At 71.7% G+C, this 16,899-nt stretch carries 15 protein-coding genes and 2 pseudogenes; 6 read left to right on the forward strand and 11 right to left on the reverse strand.

Features of this window, described 5'->3' with window-relative positions; genetic code table 11:
* A partial coding sequence (locus GTW40_RS13180) for a universal stress protein (protein ID WP_161180363.1) occupies positions 1–526 on the reverse strand: 526 nt, incomplete at its 3' end.
* A 294-nt stretch (positions 527–820) separates the two neighbouring features.
* Here GTW40_RS13180 and GTW40_RS13185 point away from each other — a divergent pair.
* Both GTW40_RS13185 and GTW40_RS13190 read left to right on the forward strand, forming a co-directional pair.
* Positions 821–1,702 carry a universal stress protein gene (locus tag GTW40_RS13185; protein WP_161180364.1) on the forward strand — a complete coding sequence of 294 codons (882 nt, stop codon included), beginning with the start codon at positions 821–823 and terminating at the stop codon, positions 1,700–1,702.
* 100 nt (positions 1,703–1,802) lie between these two features.
* A complete protein-coding gene (locus tag GTW40_RS13190) occupies positions 1,803–2,783 on the forward strand; it encodes a nitroreductase (RefSeq protein ID WP_161180365.1) in 981 nt (326 codons plus the stop codon).
* 119 nt (positions 2,784–2,902) lie between these two features.
* Here GTW40_RS13190 and GTW40_RS13195 read toward each other — a convergent pair whose 3' ends face one another.
* The 4 genes from GTW40_RS13195 to GTW40_RS13210 all read right to left on the reverse strand — a co-directional run bounded on the left by GTW40_RS13195 (position 2,903) and on the right by GTW40_RS13210 (position 6,594).
* Positions 2,903–3,751, reverse strand: coding sequence for a universal stress protein (locus tag GTW40_RS13195; RefSeq protein ID WP_202485813.1), 849 nt, complete (start codon positions 3,749–3,751; stop codon positions 2,903–2,905).
* 172 nt (positions 3,752–3,923) lie between these two features.
* Positions 3,924–4,598, reverse strand: a complete 675-nt coding sequence (locus GTW40_RS13200; protein ID WP_161180367.1) for a CBS domain-containing protein — start codon at positions 4,596–4,598, stop codon at positions 3,924–3,926.
* A 260-nt stretch (positions 4,599–4,858) separates the two neighbouring features.
* Positions 4,859–5,599, reverse strand: coding sequence for an alpha/beta hydrolase (locus GTW40_RS13205; protein WP_161180368.1), 741 nt, complete (start codon positions 5,597–5,599; stop codon positions 4,859–4,861).
* Between the two features lie 506 nt (positions 5,600–6,105).
* On the reverse strand, positions 6,106–6,594 hold the full coding sequence (locus GTW40_RS13210; protein ID WP_343245681.1) for a universal stress protein: 489 nt from the start codon (positions 6,592–6,594) through the stop codon (positions 6,106–6,108).
* A gap of 437 nt (positions 6,595–7,031) precedes the next feature.
* Between GTW40_RS13210 and GTW40_RS13215 the strand changes: the two genes are divergently transcribed.
* Together GTW40_RS13215 and GTW40_RS13220 are read left to right on the forward strand one after the other, a co-directional pair.
* The gene (locus GTW40_RS13215; RefSeq protein ID WP_202485814.1) at positions 7,032–7,613 is read left to right on the forward strand and encodes a hypothetical protein; all 582 of its coding nucleotides are present in this window, start codon (positions 7,032–7,034) and stop codon (positions 7,611–7,613) included.
* Between the two features lie 111 nt (positions 7,614–7,724).
* On the forward strand, positions 7,725–8,309 hold the full coding sequence (locus tag GTW40_RS13220) for a DinB family protein (protein WP_161180369.1): 585 nt from the start codon (positions 7,725–7,727) through the stop codon (positions 8,307–8,309).
* A 100-nt stretch (positions 8,310–8,409) separates the two neighbouring features.
* Here the strand turns inward: GTW40_RS13220 and GTW40_RS13225 are convergent, their stop codons facing one another.
* The 3 genes from GTW40_RS13225 to GTW40_RS13235 form a co-directional block, all read right to left on the reverse strand.
* Positions 8,410–9,480 (reverse strand): enoyl-CoA hydratase/isomerase family protein, encoded by a 1,071-nt coding sequence (locus GTW40_RS13225; RefSeq protein ID WP_161180370.1) that lies wholly within the window; start codon positions 9,478–9,480, stop codon positions 8,410–8,412.
* A 113-nt stretch (positions 9,481–9,593) separates the two neighbouring features.
* Complete coding sequence (locus GTW40_RS13230; RefSeq protein WP_161180371.1) at positions 9,594–10,229, reverse strand: molybdopterin-dependent oxidoreductase; 636 nt, start codon at positions 10,227–10,229, stop codon at positions 9,594–9,596.
* 130 nt (positions 10,230–10,359) lie between these two features.
* Positions 10,360–10,779 carry a TOBE domain-containing protein gene (locus GTW40_RS13235; protein ID WP_161180372.1) on the reverse strand — a complete coding sequence of 140 codons (420 nt, stop codon included), beginning with the start codon at positions 10,777–10,779 and terminating at the stop codon, positions 10,360–10,362.
* A 576-nt stretch (positions 10,780–11,355) separates the two neighbouring features.
* Between GTW40_RS13235 and GTW40_RS13240 the strand changes: the two are divergent.
* Positions 11,356–12,031 (forward strand): annotated as a pseudogene (locus GTW40_RS13240) (class I SAM-dependent methyltransferase).
* Positions 12,032–12,051: 20 nt separating this feature from the next.
* Here GTW40_RS13240 and GTW40_RS13245 read toward each other — a convergent pair.
* The 3 genes and pseudogenes from GTW40_RS13245 to GTW40_RS13255 form a co-directional block, all read right to left on the reverse strand.
* Positions 12,052–13,417 (reverse strand): annotated as a pseudogene (locus GTW40_RS13245) (NAD(P)/FAD-dependent oxidoreductase).
* 62 nt (positions 13,418–13,479) lie between these two features.
* Entirely contained in the window at positions 13,480–14,418 is a 939-nt protein-coding gene (locus tag GTW40_RS13250) for a formate/nitrite transporter family protein (RefSeq protein WP_161180373.1), read from the reverse strand.
* 290 nt (positions 14,419–14,708) lie between these two features.
* Positions 14,709–15,878: an NAD-dependent formate dehydrogenase gene (locus tag GTW40_RS13255; protein WP_161180374.1), complete on the reverse strand. Its 1,170-nt coding sequence runs from the start codon at positions 15,876–15,878 to the stop codon at positions 14,709–14,711.
* A gap of 598 nt (positions 15,879–16,476) precedes the next feature.
* Between GTW40_RS13255 and GTW40_RS13260 the strand changes: the two genes are divergently transcribed.
* A complete protein-coding gene (locus tag GTW40_RS13260) occupies positions 16,477–16,896 on the forward strand; it encodes a TOBE domain-containing protein (RefSeq protein WP_161180375.1) in 420 nt (139 codons plus the stop codon).
* The last annotated feature ends 3 nt before the right edge of the window (positions 16,897–16,899 follow it).

A 16,899-nucleotide genomic window follows, 5' to 3' on the forward strand; every position in this document is an offset into this window, starting at 1 on the left:
CCTCGACGGCGAACCGTACGGCCGCCGAGCCCTCCGGATGCTCGCCGACGCCCACGACGACGCGCCCGGGTGGGGACGGCTCCACATGTGGGCCGCGCACGACGATCACCGGGCAGTGGGTATGGCGCGCCACCATGGCGCTGACGGAGCCGAGCAGTGTCTCGGCCACGGCACCCCGGCCCCGGGAGCCCAGCACCATCACGAGGGCGGTCCGGCTCTCGCGTACGAGCGCGTACTCCGGCGCCTCCAGGATGAGCCCGACGCCGACCTTCACCCGCGGCTGCCGCTGGCGGGCGCGGCGTTCGGCGACGGCGACGACGGCCGTCCCCTCCTCGGCGGTGTCCGCGTGGGGCTCCCACCAGCCGGCGTGCACCACCCGGAGCGCGGCCCCGCGCAGGGCGGCCTCGTCGGCGGCCCAGTCCAGTGCGGCCAGGCTCGCCTCGGAGCCGTCGACCCCGACGGTGACCGTGCGGTCCACGGCATCGGACGGCCGGTGGTCCGCCGCCGTGCCGGAGCTTGTGCCCATCGCCGGGTCTCCTCGCCTCGTGCCTGGGCTCGCCTCGTGCCTCGACCACAGGTCTCTCCAGTCCAGCGTGCGCCTTCTGCCGCCACTGGGGCCGAACAGCCCATACCGGGGGTACCGCAGGTCCCTTTCTTCTCCCGTGTGGCCCGGCAGACTGAAGGAAGGGACGATGGCGTCGACGGCTGTCGGCACGTGCGGTGGCCCTGCGCGCCACCCCGGAGGAGGAGGCGAGGGCGATGTCCGTTCACGCGGTACCAAGGCCCGCGAGGAAGACCGTCCCCGGGCCCGGAGCCGGTCGTGTCGCGGCCCGGTGACCCGAGGCCGGTCGTGGTCGGGATCGACACCGGGTCCGAGCACCGCATGGCGCTGGCCTGGGCGGCGGACGAGGCGGCCCGGCGCCATGTGCCGCTGCGGCCGGTCCTTGCCGAGGGCGTGCCGACCAGGGGCGACCGGGAGCGGAAGGTCCCGCCGTCCTGGGAGGAGTGGAACGACCCGCTGCACGAGGAGGGTGAGCGCGCCCTGGCGGACGCCGCCGGGTTCGCCACGGCCCACCACCCCCGCCTGGAGGTGGACGCGCTGCTCGCGGAGGGCGATCCCGTGTGGGTGCTCGGCGAGCAGAGCCACGACGCCACGGCCGTCGTCCTGGGCTCACGGCATCTGAGCCGGGCGCAGGAGGTGTTCGGCAACGAGTCGGTCGCCGTACCGCTCATGGCCCAGGCCCACTGCCCCGTGGTGGTCGTGCCCGAGCCGGAGCACGTCACGCAGGTCCCGGCGTACCTCGTCGTGGGGATCGACGGCGGCGAACAGTCCGCCGCCGCGGTCGACGTGGCGTTCGAGGAGGCGGCCCTGCGCGGCGCCGAGCTGCACGTCCTGTTCGTCTGGCAGCCCACCACGCTCCGCGTCTTCGACGAGCACGGGTCACGGCAGGAGTGCCGCCGCATGCTCTCCGAGATCGTGGCCGGGCACGGCGAGCGCTACCCCGACGTGGTGCTGCGCCACGAACTGGTCGTCGGGGAGCCGGCCAAGGTGCTCACCGAGGCCGCCGCGCACGCGCTGGCCCTGGTCGTGGGCACCCGGGGGCACGGCAGCATCGCGGGCGCGCTGCTGGGCTCGGTCAGCCAGGGCGTACTGCGCCAGGCGCGCTGCCCGGTCATCGTCGTACCGGCCGCCGCTGCCTGAGGCACGCGCACCGGGCGTCGGCGCGAGCGAACGACCCGGCGCCGACGCCCGGGAAGGGCCGACGGCTGAGAAGGGCCGACGGCCGGGAAGGGAGGTCACCGTGTCCGAGGAACCCGTCGAGGAGCGGACCGTCACCGCACTCGTGGCGGACGCCACGACGGCCCCGTCGCTGCACAACGCCCAGCCCTGGCGGTTCCGTCATCTGCGCGGGCCCGGTGTGCTGCGGCTGTACGCCGACCCGGAGCGCGTCCTGCCGCACGCCGATCCGCAGAACCGGGGACTGCACCTGGGCTGCGGCGCCGCCCTGTTCAACCTCCGCGTGTCCGCCGCCGCTGCCGGGCTGGACCCCGACGTCCGGCTGCTCCCGGACCCGGCCGACGCGGACCTCCTCGCCGAGGTCCGCCTGCGCGGCACCGGACCCCCCGACCCGGCGCTCGCCGCACTGCACCCCGAGATCCGCCGCCGCCACTCCAGCCGCCTGCCCTACCGCGACCAGGAGATCCCGGCCGCCGTACGGGAGCGGCTGTACACGGCGGCCCGCGCCGAGGGGGCGCAGCTGCTGTTCCCGGGGACCTGGCACGTGCGCTCGGTCCTGGACCTCGTACGGGACGCCGAGGAACGGGAGCTGATGGACACGGGGGCGCGGGAGGAGATGGCCCGGTGGGCGCACACCGACCCGGGGGACGCGCCCGACGGCATCCCCGCCGAGGCGTTCGGCCCGCGCTCGCGCCACGGCACGTCCTCCGTGCGCGACTTCGCCGTGGGCCGCCCGATGCCGGACCGCCCCTGGGCGTCGTTCGAGGAGCGGCCGAACATCGCCCTCCTGGGCACGCCCCACGACGACCCCGCCGACTGGCTCCGCGCCGGTCAGGCGCTGGAACGGGTCCTGCTCCGCGCCACCGCCGACGGCCTGGTCGCCTCGGTGACCTCCCAGCCGCTGGAGTGGCCCGAACTGCGCTGGGCGACCCGCGACCCGCTCTCCGCGATGTCCCAGGTCCAGATGGTGCTGCGCATCGGCTACGGCCCGGAGGGGCCTCCGAGTCCCCGACGTCCTGTGGGGGATGTGCTCGACGTGGAGTGAGGCGGGGTGAGTTCGACATCGTGTGAGGCGGGCGAGGCCGACATCGTGTGAGGCGGGGCGAGTTCGCGGGCTTCATGCCCGCCCCGCATCTCCCCCGCCCCCGATCCGCTCCCGCGTACCTACGCCCGCTCCGGTACGACCGCGACCGGGCACTCGGCATGGTGCAGCAGGGCGTGGCCGACCCGGCCGAGCTGGAGCCCGAAGCGGTCCGTGCGGCGCCGCGCCCCGACGATCACCAGGTCGGCGGCGGCCGAGCGGTCCACCAGCACTTTCGCGGCGGGGCCCTCGACCACGGCCGGGTACGTGCGCACGCGCGGGAACTCGGCGGACGGGCCCTCGACGGAGGCGGCGAGCAGCGCGGCGGCCTGTTCCTCGTACCCGGCGCCCGACCTGTCATGGACGGGCCGCCGCCACGCTCGTACGACGTCCAGGCCGCAGCCGCGCGTCCCGGCCTCCCGGTACGCGAACTCCAGGGCCCGCGTGCCGGTGTCGGCCTCGCCGAGGCCCAGCAGGATCCGCTCGTGCTCGCCCGCGAGGCCCGCGCGGTCGCCCCGGACCACGATGACCGGGCAGGACGCCCGGGCCGCCACCGTGAGGCCGACGGAGCCGAGCAGCATGGCCTTGAACGGGCCCCGGCCGCGCGCCCCCGTCACCACCGCGAAGGCGTCGTCGCCCGCCCGCACCAGGGCGTCCGCGCCCTCCTGCGGCACGATCTCGGTCGTGACCTTCACGTCGGGGTCACGGCGCGCGGCACGCTCGGCGGCGGAGGCGACGATGTGCTCGGCCAGCACCTGTTCGGAGGGGCGGTCGCCGCTCAGCGAGGGCAGGCCGCCCTCGTAGCGCTCCCAGAGGGAGCCGTAGAGCAGCTTCAGCGGGAGACCGTGGCGCGCGGCCTCGTCCACGGCCCAGTCCACGGCGAGCAGGGAGGAGTCCGAGCCGTCGACTCCCACGACGAGGGGAAGGGTCATGCCGGCCACCGCCTTTCGTGCGGGGGTTGTCGGGACCATTTCCACGGTGGCATGTCCGTCCGCCGGGCGGCGAGGGCGATTCGGCCCGGGTGGGGGGACCTTTGGCCGGTGCTGGGCGACTCGGCGATGCGGCCTGTGCGGTGACCCGGCGGGAAGGGAGGGGAGGGGAGCCTCAGTACGCCTCGGGAGAGCGCCGGGCGCCGCCCGCGCCGCCGGTGAGCCGGGAGTCGACCGCCACGACGCCGTCGACGCCCCGGCAGAGCTGCCGCACGACAGGGATCAGGTTCGCGTCCGCGACGGTGCCGAGGAGGGTGACCCGTCCCTCGTGGACCTCGACCGTCACGTCCCTCGGGTCGAAGCCCAGGGTGCGCCCGAGGACGTCGCCGATGATCTCCTCGCGGATGGCGTCGTCGCGGCGCAGGAAGACCCGTAGCAGGTCGGCGCGGCTGACGATGCCCACGAGCCGGTCGGCCTCGTCCACCACGGGCAGCCGTTTGACGTTCCGCGCCTCCATGAGCCGGGCGGCCTCGACCACGTTCCACTCGGGGCGCGCGCAGACGGCCGGGGCCGACATCAGCTCCTCGGCGAGGGCGCCCTCGGCCTTGGCGCGCTCCCATGCCTCCAGGCGCGGCGGGGGCGTCCGGCCGGACGGGTCGGCCCGGTCGGCGCTCTTGCGCAGGAGGTCGGCCTCGGACACCACGCCCAGGGGCCGGTCCAGCTCGTCGACCACGGGCAGGGCGGTGACGTCGTTCTCCGTCAGGAGCCGCACGAGTTCCTTGAACGGCGTGTCGCGGCGGGCCCGGACGACGTCCCGGCTCATGAGCTCCTCGACCGTTCGGTGGTGCATGGTGCCTCCCGGATGCGCTCCGCGGGCCTCGCGGAGGGGGATCGTCCGCGGGTCGTCCGCCCGTGCGGCGGTGTGGCCCGCGTGGCAGGTTGGATACAGGCACCATTCTGCGGAGAGGGCGGCGATCCGGCGAACCCACCTCGGCGACGGCTACCGCGCGACACGCGGGGCGCTCTCCGAGCGCCGCCCCGACCGGCGGCACCAACAACGGCCGGTACCGTCGCGATCGGGGCGGTGGTGCACGTCTCGCCGACCCGCGGCTAGCGCAGGTGTCGGGCGAAGAACTGGGCCGCGGCATCCCCCGCGAACTGCGGAACGCCGGTGTGCCCGCCCATGTTGGCGTTCAACGCCTTCTCCTCGGAGCCGAAGGCGTCGAACAGGTCCAGGGCCGCTTGCCGGTCATTTCCCTCGTCGTCCCATTGCAGCAGGACGTGCAGCGGAATGGTCACCTGGCGAGCCTCCTCGAAAATCACGCGAGGAATGAAACTTCCGGCGAACAGCACGGCGGCCGCGATACGCGGCTCGACCACCGCGAGCCGGGTGCCGATGGAGATCACTCCCCCCGAGTACCCGACCGGGCCCCCGATCTCGGGCAGCGTCAGAAGGGCGTCCAGGACGGCCTGCCATTCGGGGACCGCCTTGTCCACCAAGGGGAGGATGAGGGCGTCGATGGTCTCGTCGCCGACCCGCTCGCCCGCCTGGATCGCCCGGCGCAGTTCGGCGACGGCCTGCTCGGTGCCGGGCAGACGGGGCCGGTCACCGTTTCCGGGGAGTTCGATGGTGGCCGTGGCGAAGCCGTCCCTCGCGGCGTGCCGGGCTCGTCCGACCAGCCGGGGGTACGCCCTGCGCAGCCCGACAGGAGGGGGGCTGAGCAGGATCGGCGACGCCGGTGCGGACGCGGATGCGGAGTCGGGCGTCCACAGGATGCCGGGGATCTCGCCGAGGATGAATTCGCGCTCGAGGACACCGTCGTCGAGACGCTGTTCAGAAGTGAAACGCATGGTCGTGCCTTTCAGGAGTGCACAGAACGGCGCTCCCGGACGACGACCTATCGCCCGACCGTGACCCCGGAGGAGAGCACCCACGTCAAAACGATCACGGGTACCACCTCCTCAATCTCTCGCACGGCCTCCCAGAGGCTAGCAGACCGGTGTGATCAGTCGATGGCCATGCCGGCAGGGGACACATAGCCACGCCAACGCGCCAACCGCGACAACGGCTCAGAACCCAGCCATGGACTTGTCGAACACTCCGCCCAGCGCACCGTAGGCACTGCAGCGAACCGAGTGCGTTGCCCTGCGGCGCAGCCCGAACCCCACGACGAACGACAGGGCGAAAAGCCCACTGGTCCCGACGGCAACGCACGCTCGTGCCACACCTCGATGTGGTTCCTGGTCACACAATGCTCAGGTCGCATGGCCCCACGCCATCATCGGCAACTCGGCCTTGTGTGGTGATCCATGAGAAACGGCCATGGCCTCATTCAGGTGCCGGTCGGCCGGTGCCGTCACTCGGGCACCTTCGTGTTCGGCCGGACGATGACCACCGGGCAGGTGGCGTGCTGGGTGCAGTGCTGGCTGACCGAGCCCAGGAGGGCACCGGCGAAGCCGCCGTGGCCGCGGTTGCCGACGACGAGGAGGGAGGCGCCGTCGGCGGCTTCCAGCAGGACACCGGCCGGGCTGCCGTAGGCGACCTTGGTGAGGATCTCCACCTGGGGATCCGGGCCCGCCGTCTCCTCCAGCGCGTCGGCGACGATCTCTCCCGCCACGCGCTCGAAGTCGGCCTCCGCACCCGTGGGCGGCATCCAGCCGAGCGAGCCGTACATCTGCGGAAACTCCCAGGCGGTCACCGCCTCCAGTGTGCTGCCCGTCGTCTCCGCCTGGCGGAGGGCCCAGCGCAGCGCCCGCTTGGACGACTCCGAGCCGTCCACGCCCACGACGATCCGGGGTTTCTGATCGGGATGAACGGCCACGCTGTCCTCCGAGTCGTCCGGCACTCCACTGCCTGGCGCGTCGTACGGCCGCGCCGTCGTCCAGACCATGGTGACGCGCGCCTGCGGTTCGCGCCCGGCGGCCAAGGGGTGTGTGGTGAGGGCACATGTGGAGGCACCACATGTGGAGAGGCCACATGTGGTGAAGGTGCCGGGCTGACGGAAGCCAAACGAAAACCGGAGGCATCACACGGCCGACAGCCTCACGCGGACCCCCGATCACGCACCCGGGTTGTACGCAATTCGGTTGGTTGACCCACGAGTTGAGCGTGCGGTTCCATCCACCAGGGAGTCCTCGGTGAGGGGCCGGGGCGAGAGTCGAGCGGGTCAGCTCGGGGTCGGACGGGAGTCAGCCGGCGAAGGCGTCGGCGGGCGGTGTCGTCAGCGCCGACGGGCGGTACGCGGCGTTCCTGAGCAACGACCCTGCGGGCGGTATCGACAAGTTGCTGTATCTCAAGAACCTGCGCACCGGCAGGCTCACGAAGGTGCCCGAGAACCTGGTGTACACCATGATCACCGGGCTCGGCAACCGGCACGGCCTGGAGTACGCGAACGTCCTCTACGTCCGCGACCTGGCCACCGGCGCGGACGATCAGATCATCAAACTGGACCGCGACTCCATGATCGACGGCGCCTCGCTCGACGCGAAGGGCCGCACCCTCGCCTACGGCCTGACCACGGGCAGCGACAACGGCCAGATCTATGTGAAGGACCGCCACACCGGCACGACCCGCCGTGTCGACACCGGCACCCAGGCCCATCTGGTCCAGCTCTCCGCCGACGGCCACCGCGTGCTGTTCAACGTCCACCTCGGGGACGGGGTGTGGGTCGCCTATCTGCGTGACCTCCGCACCGACGAGGTCCGCCGGATCGCCGACGGCCCCGCCGCCGCGGGCGACGGCTCGCTGCGGCACATCCTGCTCACGGACGGCGACGCGGCCGTCTTCACCTCCACCGCCACCGACCTGGTCCCGGGCGACACCAACGAGGTCTCGGACGTGTTCGTCACCCGGCCCCGCCGGTAGCGGTCCGCCGAGGACGAGGGCAGCACCGAGTACGCGCCGCAGTTCGCCCGTTGTCGCGGGCCACGTACGGGATCTTGAGGGCACGAGCGGCCCATGGCAGGCTCATGCCGCATGATCAATGAATTCGCGAAGAACAACCTGCACGGGAGACTGCGGCGGGACCGCGAGGCGCTGCTCTGGAAACTCGACGGCCTGTCCGAGTACGACGCCCGCCGGCCTTTGACAGCGACCGGGACCAACCTCCTCGGTCTGGTCAAGCACGTGGCCACCGTCGAGGCCAGGTACTTCGGCGAGGTCTTCGACCGCCCTTCCCCGGAGCCGCTGTGCCGGTGGCAGGACTCCGACGGCGGCGATCTGTGGGCGACCGAGGACGAGAGCCGCGATCAGATCATCGGGTTCTACCGGCGCACGTGGGAACACTCGGACGCGACGATCAACGAGCTTCCCCTCGACGCCCCCGGCCACGTGCCGTGGTGGCCGGAGACTTATGCGAACACGAACCTGTTCGCCGTCATGGTCCATATCCTCGGCGAGACCGTCCGGCACACCGGGCAAGCCGACATCCTGCGCGAGGGTCTCGACGGCCGGACCGGGCTGCGCGCCGAACACGAGAGGCCGATCGACGAGGAAGCCCGTACGGCCTACCGCGCGAAGATCGAGCAGGCAGCCAGGTCGGCCGCATCGATCAAGGCTTAGTCGGACGTCGACGGCGGACATCAGCGGCAGACGTCAACGGCGCCCCGGTGGAAGCCCGAAAACAAAGGCGGAGGAGAAGACCCGGCGACCGGTCGACGGATCAGACCCCCACCCGGTCGCCCACACCACCGAGACCCAACTCGCGCTCGCCGAGCGGCGCGAAGAAGCGTTCCACGTCCGCGTCGGTGACCTCGGCCAGGGTCGCCGGGGACCACCGGGGGTCGCGGTCCTTGTCGATGATCTGGGCGCGGACGCCCTCCACGAGGTCGGGGCCGGTCAGGCCCGCGCAGGAGACGCGGTACTCCTGGTCGAGGACCTCCTCCAGGGTGCCGAGCCGCCGGGCGCGCCGCATGGAGGCGAGGGTGGTCTTCAGTGCGGTGGGCGACCTGGTGAGCAGGGTCTGCGCGGCCTCCTTCGCGGCGGGGTCGCCGTGCGCGAGCAGTCCGTCCAGGATCTCCTCGACCGTACCGGCGCCGTAGCAGGCGTCGATCCACTCCCGGTGCCGGGCCAACTCCCCTTCCGGGGGCGCCTGTACATGCCGTACGACGGCCTCGCGTACGGGCAGCGCGGCGAGGTCGCCCAGGAGGGCGGGGAGCGCGTCGGAGGGGACGTAGTGGTCGGCGAGCCCGCACAGCAGCGCGTCGCCCGCGCCGACGGCGACGCCCGTGAGCGCGAGATGCGTGCCCAGTTCACCGGGTGCGCGGCCGAGCAGCCAGGTGCCGCCGACGTCGGGGACGAATCCGATACCGGTCTCGGGCATGGCGACCCGGGACCGCTCGGTGACGATCCGGACCCTGCCGTGCGCGGAGATCCCGACGCCGCCGCCCATGACGATGCCGTCCATGACGGCGACGTACGGCTTGGGGTAGCGGGCGATGCGGGCGTTGAGCCGGTACTCGTCGCGCCAGAACGCGGCGGAGGCGGTGCCGTCGCCGTCCCGGGCGTCGTCGTGCACGGCCCGGATGTCCCCGCCCGCGCACAGCCCGCGCTCCCCCGCCCCGGTGACGACGACGGTCTCGACGGCCGGGTCGTGCTCCCACGCGGTGAGCGCCTCGTCGATCCGCCGCACCATGGCGTGGTTCAGCGCGTTGATCGCCCGGGGCCGGTTGAGCACGACGTGACCGGCGCGCCCGGCGGTGCGCACCAGTACGGAGCCCTCACCCTCACTCATCCGTTTCTCCTCCGGCAGTCCATGGGCCACGACGCCTCGCATGATCTCGTCGTTTCCTTCCGGAACGCAATGGTCACCCGTCAAGCCGGTCATTCTCGTGTGGGGCGGTCCCGTCAGCCCGGGAGTCGCGGGCCCTCGCCCGGTTTCTCCTGATGGGAGTACCGCTGTTCGCGCCAGGGGTCGCCGATGTTGTGGTAGCCGCGGTCTTCCCAGAAGCCCCGGCGGTCCTCGGTGAGGTATTCGACGGCGCGGAGCCACTTGGGGCTCTTGTAGCCGTAGAGGTGGGGGACGACCAGGCGGAGGGGGAAGCCGTGTTCGGCGGTGAGGGGTTCGCCGTTGTGGTGGGTGGCCAGGAGGGTCTCGGGGGCGTCGAAGTCGGACAGGCGCAGGTTGGCCGAGTAGCCGTACTCCGCCCAGGCCATGACGTGGGTGACCTCGGGTGCGGGCGGGACCAGGTCGAGGACGGCGCGCGCGGGGATGCCGTACCACTCGTGGTCGGTGGAGGTGGGGCCCGTGGCGCAGTGCAGGTCGGCCACGACGGTGGCGTGCGGGAGCGCGGTCAGGTCGTCGAAGAGCCACTGCCGCTCGGCGCCGGAGGCGGTGGCGCCGAAGACGCGCAGGTTCCAGCGTTCGGGGCGGAAGCGGGGTACGGAGCCGTAGTGCGAGACGGGCCAGCCGTGGACGAGGCGCTGACCGGGCGGTATCCGTTCGGGTGCGTCGGTGGGGGCGCCTTGTCCGTTGCCGGCCACGTGGTTGTCCCCTCTCCGCCCGTGCCCCGGGGCACAGCTGCCTACCAGAGCAGCGTATGTGCTCCTGTGGAGCGGGGCACGGGGTGGGGCCGGGAAGGGGGCGGAGGCAAGGACCCCGCCCCACCTCGCGTCACACGCCGGCCAGCGACACCTCCGTCGACTTGATCAGCACGACGACCGGCGAGCCGACCGTGAGTCCGAGGTCGAGCACCGCGTCCTTGGTGATCGCCGCCGTCAGCTGGCCCTCGTCGACGGCGACCCGCACGGTGGCCATCGCGCCGCCGACGGCCAGGCCGGTGACCGTGCCGGGCAGCTGGTTGCGGATGGACAGCCCCTCCACCCGGCCCGTGGCGAGCGCGACCTCGGTGGACTTCATCATGGCCCGCACGGCGGACCCCTCGGCCAGACCGAGGTCCTTGACGGACTCCAGGGTGATCGCCGCCGTCAGACGTTGACCGCCGTCGAGGCGCACCTGCACGGTCGCCATCACCTCGCCGTGGGCGATGTCGGTGACGGTGCCGGGGATCTGGTTGCGCATGCTCAAGTTCATGGCGCTCCTCACGGAGAGAGGTCGTCTATGCCCTGTGCGTGTACGGGCACAAGCTAGCCGTGACAGCCAGTCGCGTCGCATCACCCCTCGCATTCGCCACCCTCGCGGCCGTAATAGGCTGGCAAACGAGAGGCACGAAGACCCGTTCCCGCCTTTACCCCCGCCGTCCGGCGGGGATACGGGTCGCGCGTGAGGTGGTGAGCCGTGATCCAGATCGTCGAACACGCAGCGGCGGAGAGCCCCTCCGCCATCGGCGCCGCACTCGCCGCCACCGGTCTTCCGGTACGGGTCTGCCGCGTCTGGGCGGGTGAGCGGGTGCCGGACACGGTGGACGGCATGGTCGCCCTGGTCGTGCTGGACGGCCCTCCGGTCGTCCCCACCCCCGGAGCTCAACTGGCTCTGCTGCGTGCCGCGTTGGAGGCCGAGGTGCCGGTGCTGGGTGTCAGTGCGGGGGCGCGGCTGCTGGCCCTGGCGGCCGACGGCGGCGCCGGGAAGGGCAGGCTCCCCGACCGCTCGCGCGTCCCGCACGACGAGGGCGACGTACGGGTCCTCCGCATCGGCCCGTCGGCCTGGGGAGTGCAGCCCCGTCAGCTCCACCAGGTCCCGCAGGCCGACGGTGCGTACGACCGCTTCGCCGCCCTCGTCGCGGACCGGGCCGAGCGGACCACGACGCGCGCGTTCTTCACGCGCCGGGCGGCAGGCTGGGACGAGCGGTTCACCGACGACGGCCCCCGGTACACGGCCGCCGCCCACCGGATGGAACTGCGGACCGGACAGCGGGTGTTGGACGTGGGCTGTGGCACCGGCCGGGTACTGCCCGCCCTGCGCGACCAGGTCGGCCCGGCGGGCGTCGTGGCGGGCATCGACCTCACGTCCGCCATGCTGACGGCCGCCGCACGCCAAGGCCGGGGCGAACAGGGCCACTTGATCCTGGCCGACGCCTGCCGTCTCCCGCTGCGGGCCGGGGCGGTGGACGGCGTCTTCAGCGCGGGCCTGCTCAACCACCTCCCCGACCCGCGCCGGGCGCTGCGCGAATGGGCCCGGGTGAGCGCCCCGGACGGCGTCCTGCTGCTCTTCCACCCCTCCGGCCACGCCGAACGCGCCGCCCGCCACGGCCGCCCCCCTCGCCCCCGACGACCCGCTGACCGAGGACAACCTGCTCCCCGCCCTGCGCGCGACGGGCTGGCGGGCGGTGTGCTTCGAGGACGCCCCGCACCATTTCCTGCTGCGCGCGGTCCGCCGGGCGGGCTGAGCCGCGCCCGAACTCACCTCTCAGGAAAGGCTGTTGGCCCGGTCGGCGCGGCGAAGCAGCGGCTCGGGGAGGGAGGCGTCCACGAACGCGTCGCGCGGGTGGGCCATCGCGGGCAGGCCGACCGTCTCCCGGCGCAGGAAGACGGCGAGCGTCCAGTCGAGGAAGACCCGCAGCTTGCGGTTCATGGTCGGCACGCGGCTGCCGTGGTAGAGCCGGTGGAACCACCAGGCGGGACGGCCCTTGAGCCGGTACTTGCCGAACAGGATGGCCACGCCCTTGTGCAGGCCGATGCCGGCCACCGCGCCGAGGTTCTTGTGCCGGTAGATCCGCGGCTCGTCGTCGCGCAGCCGGGCGATGACGTTGTCGCCGAGGACGAGGGCCTGGCGTACGGCGTGCTGCGCGTTCGGCGGGCACCAGGCGCCCTCGCCCGACGCGAGGTCCGGCACCTGGGCGGTGTCTCCGGCGGCCCAGACGTAGTCCATGCCCTGCACCTGGAGGGTGGGGGCGGTGTCGATGTGGCCCTTCGGGCCGAGCGGCAGGCCGAAGTCGGCGAGCAGCGGGCTCGGCTTGACCCCGGCCGTCCAGACGATGGTGGAGGCGGGGGTCTCCACGCCGTTCTTCAGCACCACGTGCTGGCCGAGGCAGGACTCCATGGAGGTGTTGAGGTAGACCTCGATGCCGCGCTCCTCGAGCTTCTGCATCGTCCATACGCCCAGGTCGGGGCCCATCTCGGGCAGGATGCGGGTTCGCGGCCTCGACCATGGTGAAGCGCATGTCCTCGCGGCTGACGCCCGAGTAGTTCTCCGCCGCGTCCCGGGCCATGTCCTCGATCTCGCCGATGGCCTCCACACCCGCGAAGCCGCCGCCGACGAACACGAAGGTGAGCGCCTTGCGGCGGACCTCCGGGTCGTTGGTGGAGTCGGCCCTGTCGAGCTGCCACAGCACATGGTTGCGCAGACTGATGGCCTCCTCGACGGTCTTCAGACCGATGCCGTGCTCCGCGAGACCGGGGATGGGGAAGGTGCGCGACACGGAGCCGGTGGCGACCACGAGGTAGTCGAAGGGCAGCTCGTACTCGTCGTCCGCCGCGGGCACGATGGTGGCGGTCTTCGCCGCGTGGTCGACGGCGACGACATGCCCGGTGACGACCTCCGCGCCCTTCAGCGCCGGGCGCAGCGGGGCGACGAGGTTGCGGGCGGCGATGTTGCCTCCGGCGGCCTCGGGGAGGAAGGGGAGGTACGTCATGTACGGGCGCGGGTCGACCACGGTGACGGCGGCCTCGTGCCTGTGCAGCTTCTTGAGGAGGCGCAGGCCGGTGTACAGCCCGACGTAGCCACCGCCGACGATGAGAATCCGGGGCGGCTTGGTGGTGCCGGTGCTGGGCATGGGGGAAGGGCCTTTCCGGGGAGGGGCGAGCGGCGGGGAACGGGGCAGGGGCGGCCGGAGCGCTAGCTCTTCGCGGACCCGGCGGACCCGGCGGACCCGGCGGACCCGGCGGACCCGGCGGACCCGGCGGCCTGAGTGTCGACCCGCGCATCGGCCTGCGGAGCGACGGGCGCTCCGGTCTGCGTATCCGTCTGCGCACCGGCGCCCTTGGCCGGGCGGGCGATCACGCTGTACGCGATGCCGACCAGGACCGCGCCGCCGACCAGGTTGCCGAGGCCGACGAAGAGCAGGTCGCGGGCGAAGGCGCCGATGGTGACGCCGGGGACGTGCTGGAAGAGGCCGAGCGAGAAGTACGTCATGTTGGCGACGACGTGCTCGAAGCCGGAGCCGATGAAGGCGAGCAGACACCAGAAGACCAGGGCGATCTTGGCGCCGTCGGAGCGGGTCCGGCCGGCCGTCCACAGGGCCAGGCAGACCAGGAAGTTGCACAGGACCCCGCGGAAGAAGAGCGCCTCGGTGCTCTCGTGGATCTTCGTCGTCAGCATGCCGGTGAGCAGGGTGACGCCGGGGGCGGGCTTGCCGGGGACGCCGACCATGTCCAGGACACCGGCGCTGTGCACGATCCAGGCGAAGACGATCGAGCCGATGAGGTTGCCGATGAAGGAGAAGACGATGACGCCGACCGCGCCGAGCAGCGAGACGCGCCGCCTGCTCACTCCCTGGGTCATCGTCAGCACGTTGCCGGTGCACAGTTCCGACCCGGCGAACACGACGAGGATCAGCGCGATGCCGAAGACACCGCCCTGGACCAGCTTGGTCCACGCGGAGTGCTGGGCGCCGAGCGGCCCGGTCACCATGATCAGGAGCACACCGGCCACGCCGATGAAGGCTCCGGCGAGTGCGGAGAGCAGCAGATAACGGCCGGGACTGCGGAGCTGGGACACCTTGGTCCGCGCTGCGGCGGCCTGCTCTTCCAAGGCGTGCTGAAGGGGAATGGGCACGGTGACTCTCTCGGTGCTGATGCCCGTCGAGGACGGCACTCATCCCGATAGGCAACGGTTATGACGCCGTCGAGTGGCGCTTTTTGGGAAATTCATTGATTACACGGCAAGAGGTCGCCCCCTCCGGCTTTTCACCCCCGGAGAAAACGACCTCTTATGCCGACGGAAATTCCGTCCTGTCCGCGTCGGAGCAACCCGGCCCACACCGGCGTGGAGAAACTCCGGACGAGGGGACCGTGGCCGGGGCGGGCGAGACCGGTATCGTCCGCCCCTGTCACAGCCAGTGGGGCTTACTTCTTCTTGTCGCCCGCGGTGTAGGAGGCGGCGCCGGTGCCGGCGAGCTTGCCGCCGTCGACGATGAGGTACTCGTCGCGGATCGGGGTGCCGTCGAGGAAGTTCTCCAGGATCTCCCGCGTACCGGCCGCGTAGCGGGCCTGGGCGGTGAGGGAGGTGCCGGAGATGTGGGGGGTCATGCCGTTGAAGGGCATGGTGCGCCACGGGTGGTCCGCCGGGGCGGGCTGCGGGTACCACACGTCACCGGCGTAGCCGCCGAGCTGACCCGACTCCAGAGCGCGGACCACGGCGTCGCGGTCGACGATCTGGGCGCGGGCGGTGTTCACGATGTAGGAGCCCTTGCGCATGCTGTTCAGGAGCTTCTCGTCGAACAGGTTCAGCGTCTCGGGGTGGAGCGGGGCGTGGATGGAGACCACGTCCACGTTCTTCGCGAGGTCCTGCGCGGTGGGGTGGAAGGTGAGGTTCAGCTCCTCCTCGATCCCCTTGGGCAGCCGGCGCTTGTCCGTGTAGTGGAGCTTGACGTCGAACGGCTTCAGGCGGCGCAGGACCGCGACACCGATGCGGCCGGCGGCGATGACACCGACGTCCATGCCCTCGAGGTCGTAGGAGTGCGAGACGCAGTCGGCGATGTTCCAGCCGCCCTCGGCCGCCCACTTGTGGGAGGGGAGGTAGTTGCGGACCAGGGACAGCACCATCATCACGGCGTGCTCGGCGACGCTGATGGAGTTGGAGTAGGTGACCTCGGCGACCGTGATGCCGCGGGCGATGGCCGAGTCCAGGTCCACGTGGTCGGAGCCGATACCGGCGGTGAGGGCGAGCTTCAGCTTGGGGGCCTTGGCGATGCGCTCGGGGGTGAGGTAGGCGGGCCAGAACGGCTGCGAGATGACGACGTCGGCGTCGGGCAGGTGACGGTCCAGCTCCGAGTCCGGGCCCTCCTTGTCCGAGGTGACGACGAGGGTGTGGCCGCGCTCTTCGAGGAATCGGCGCAGGCCCAGCTCACCGGAGACGCTGCCGAGCAGCTCGCCCGGGGTGAAGTCGATGGCCTTCGGCGACGGCAGGGTCTGACCGCCCGGGTAGCCCTCGATCTTCGGCAGGTCGTTGCGGGCGTACTTCGGCGGGAAACCCGTCACCGGGTCCGGGTACAGAACACAGACAATCTTCGCCACGATTTCCTCCTGCGTGAGACCACGGAATTTCGCTCCGGAATTCCTTTCCGGTTTCCGTGTCGACAACAACCTTCCACCCGGGCACCCGAGGCCGTCAAAGAAGGGAATTCGACCGCTTGATAGGAGACGCCTATTTGTACGTCATTCAACTAACTGACAGCAGTGCAGCCGGGCGACAGTCGGGCGCCACGACAACGCCAACCCGCCTGCACAGCAAGGGATTTGACGCCCACCCGCGACCCGCATCCCACCCCGGGGAGCCCCCAACCACTCACTCGATCAGCCCCCAACCCCACCCCCGCTACCCCCATGACAGTGACCCACGACACAGCGATCAGGCCCTACATGCATACGCAAATGCGAGGTTGGTCGCCCTAGAACGCCGCACATGCAAGCTCTGAGGGCACTGAAACCACGCAGATGCGTCCATCACTGCCCAGGAGTGCGCCCAGGCCCCCTGAGGCCGACCGGGGGAGCCTTCCTCTGATTTACCGGGCTCATACGCCTCCAAAGGCAGCGAATGCGACCGCTCCAAAACCGCCTCGGCATCTCGCGCCTAGGTTGAAACAGACGCCACCGCATTCACAGGAGAAACGCCATGAGCCTGAGCATTCGCAATCAGATCCCCGGCATCGTCACCGAGATCGCGCACGGGGAGGCGATGGCCACGGTGAAGGTGCGGGTGGAGAGCGGCCCGGACCTCACGGCGGCGATCACCGAGGACGCCGTCCGGGATCTCGGGCTCACCGAGGGCTCCGCCGTGCGGGCCATGATGAAGTCCACCGAGGTCGCGCTCGCGACCGGGCAGGTGGAGGGGCTGTCCATCCGCAACCAGCTGCCCGGCACGGTCAGTGAGGTCACCGCGGGCCCCTCGATGGCGGCCGTGAAGGTCGCTGTCGAGGCGGGCGAGCTGACGGCCGCCATCACCAGGGACGCGGTGGACGACCTCGGCCTGGCGACCGGTACCCGCGTCGTCGCGCTCATCAAGTCGACCGAGGTGTCCCTGGCCAACGCCTGAGGG

Origin of the sequence: Streptomyces sp. SID4985 (assembly GCF_009863025.1) — a bacterium.
Taxonomy (GTDB): Bacteria; Actinomycetota; Actinomycetes; order Streptomycetales; family Streptomycetaceae; genus Streptomyces.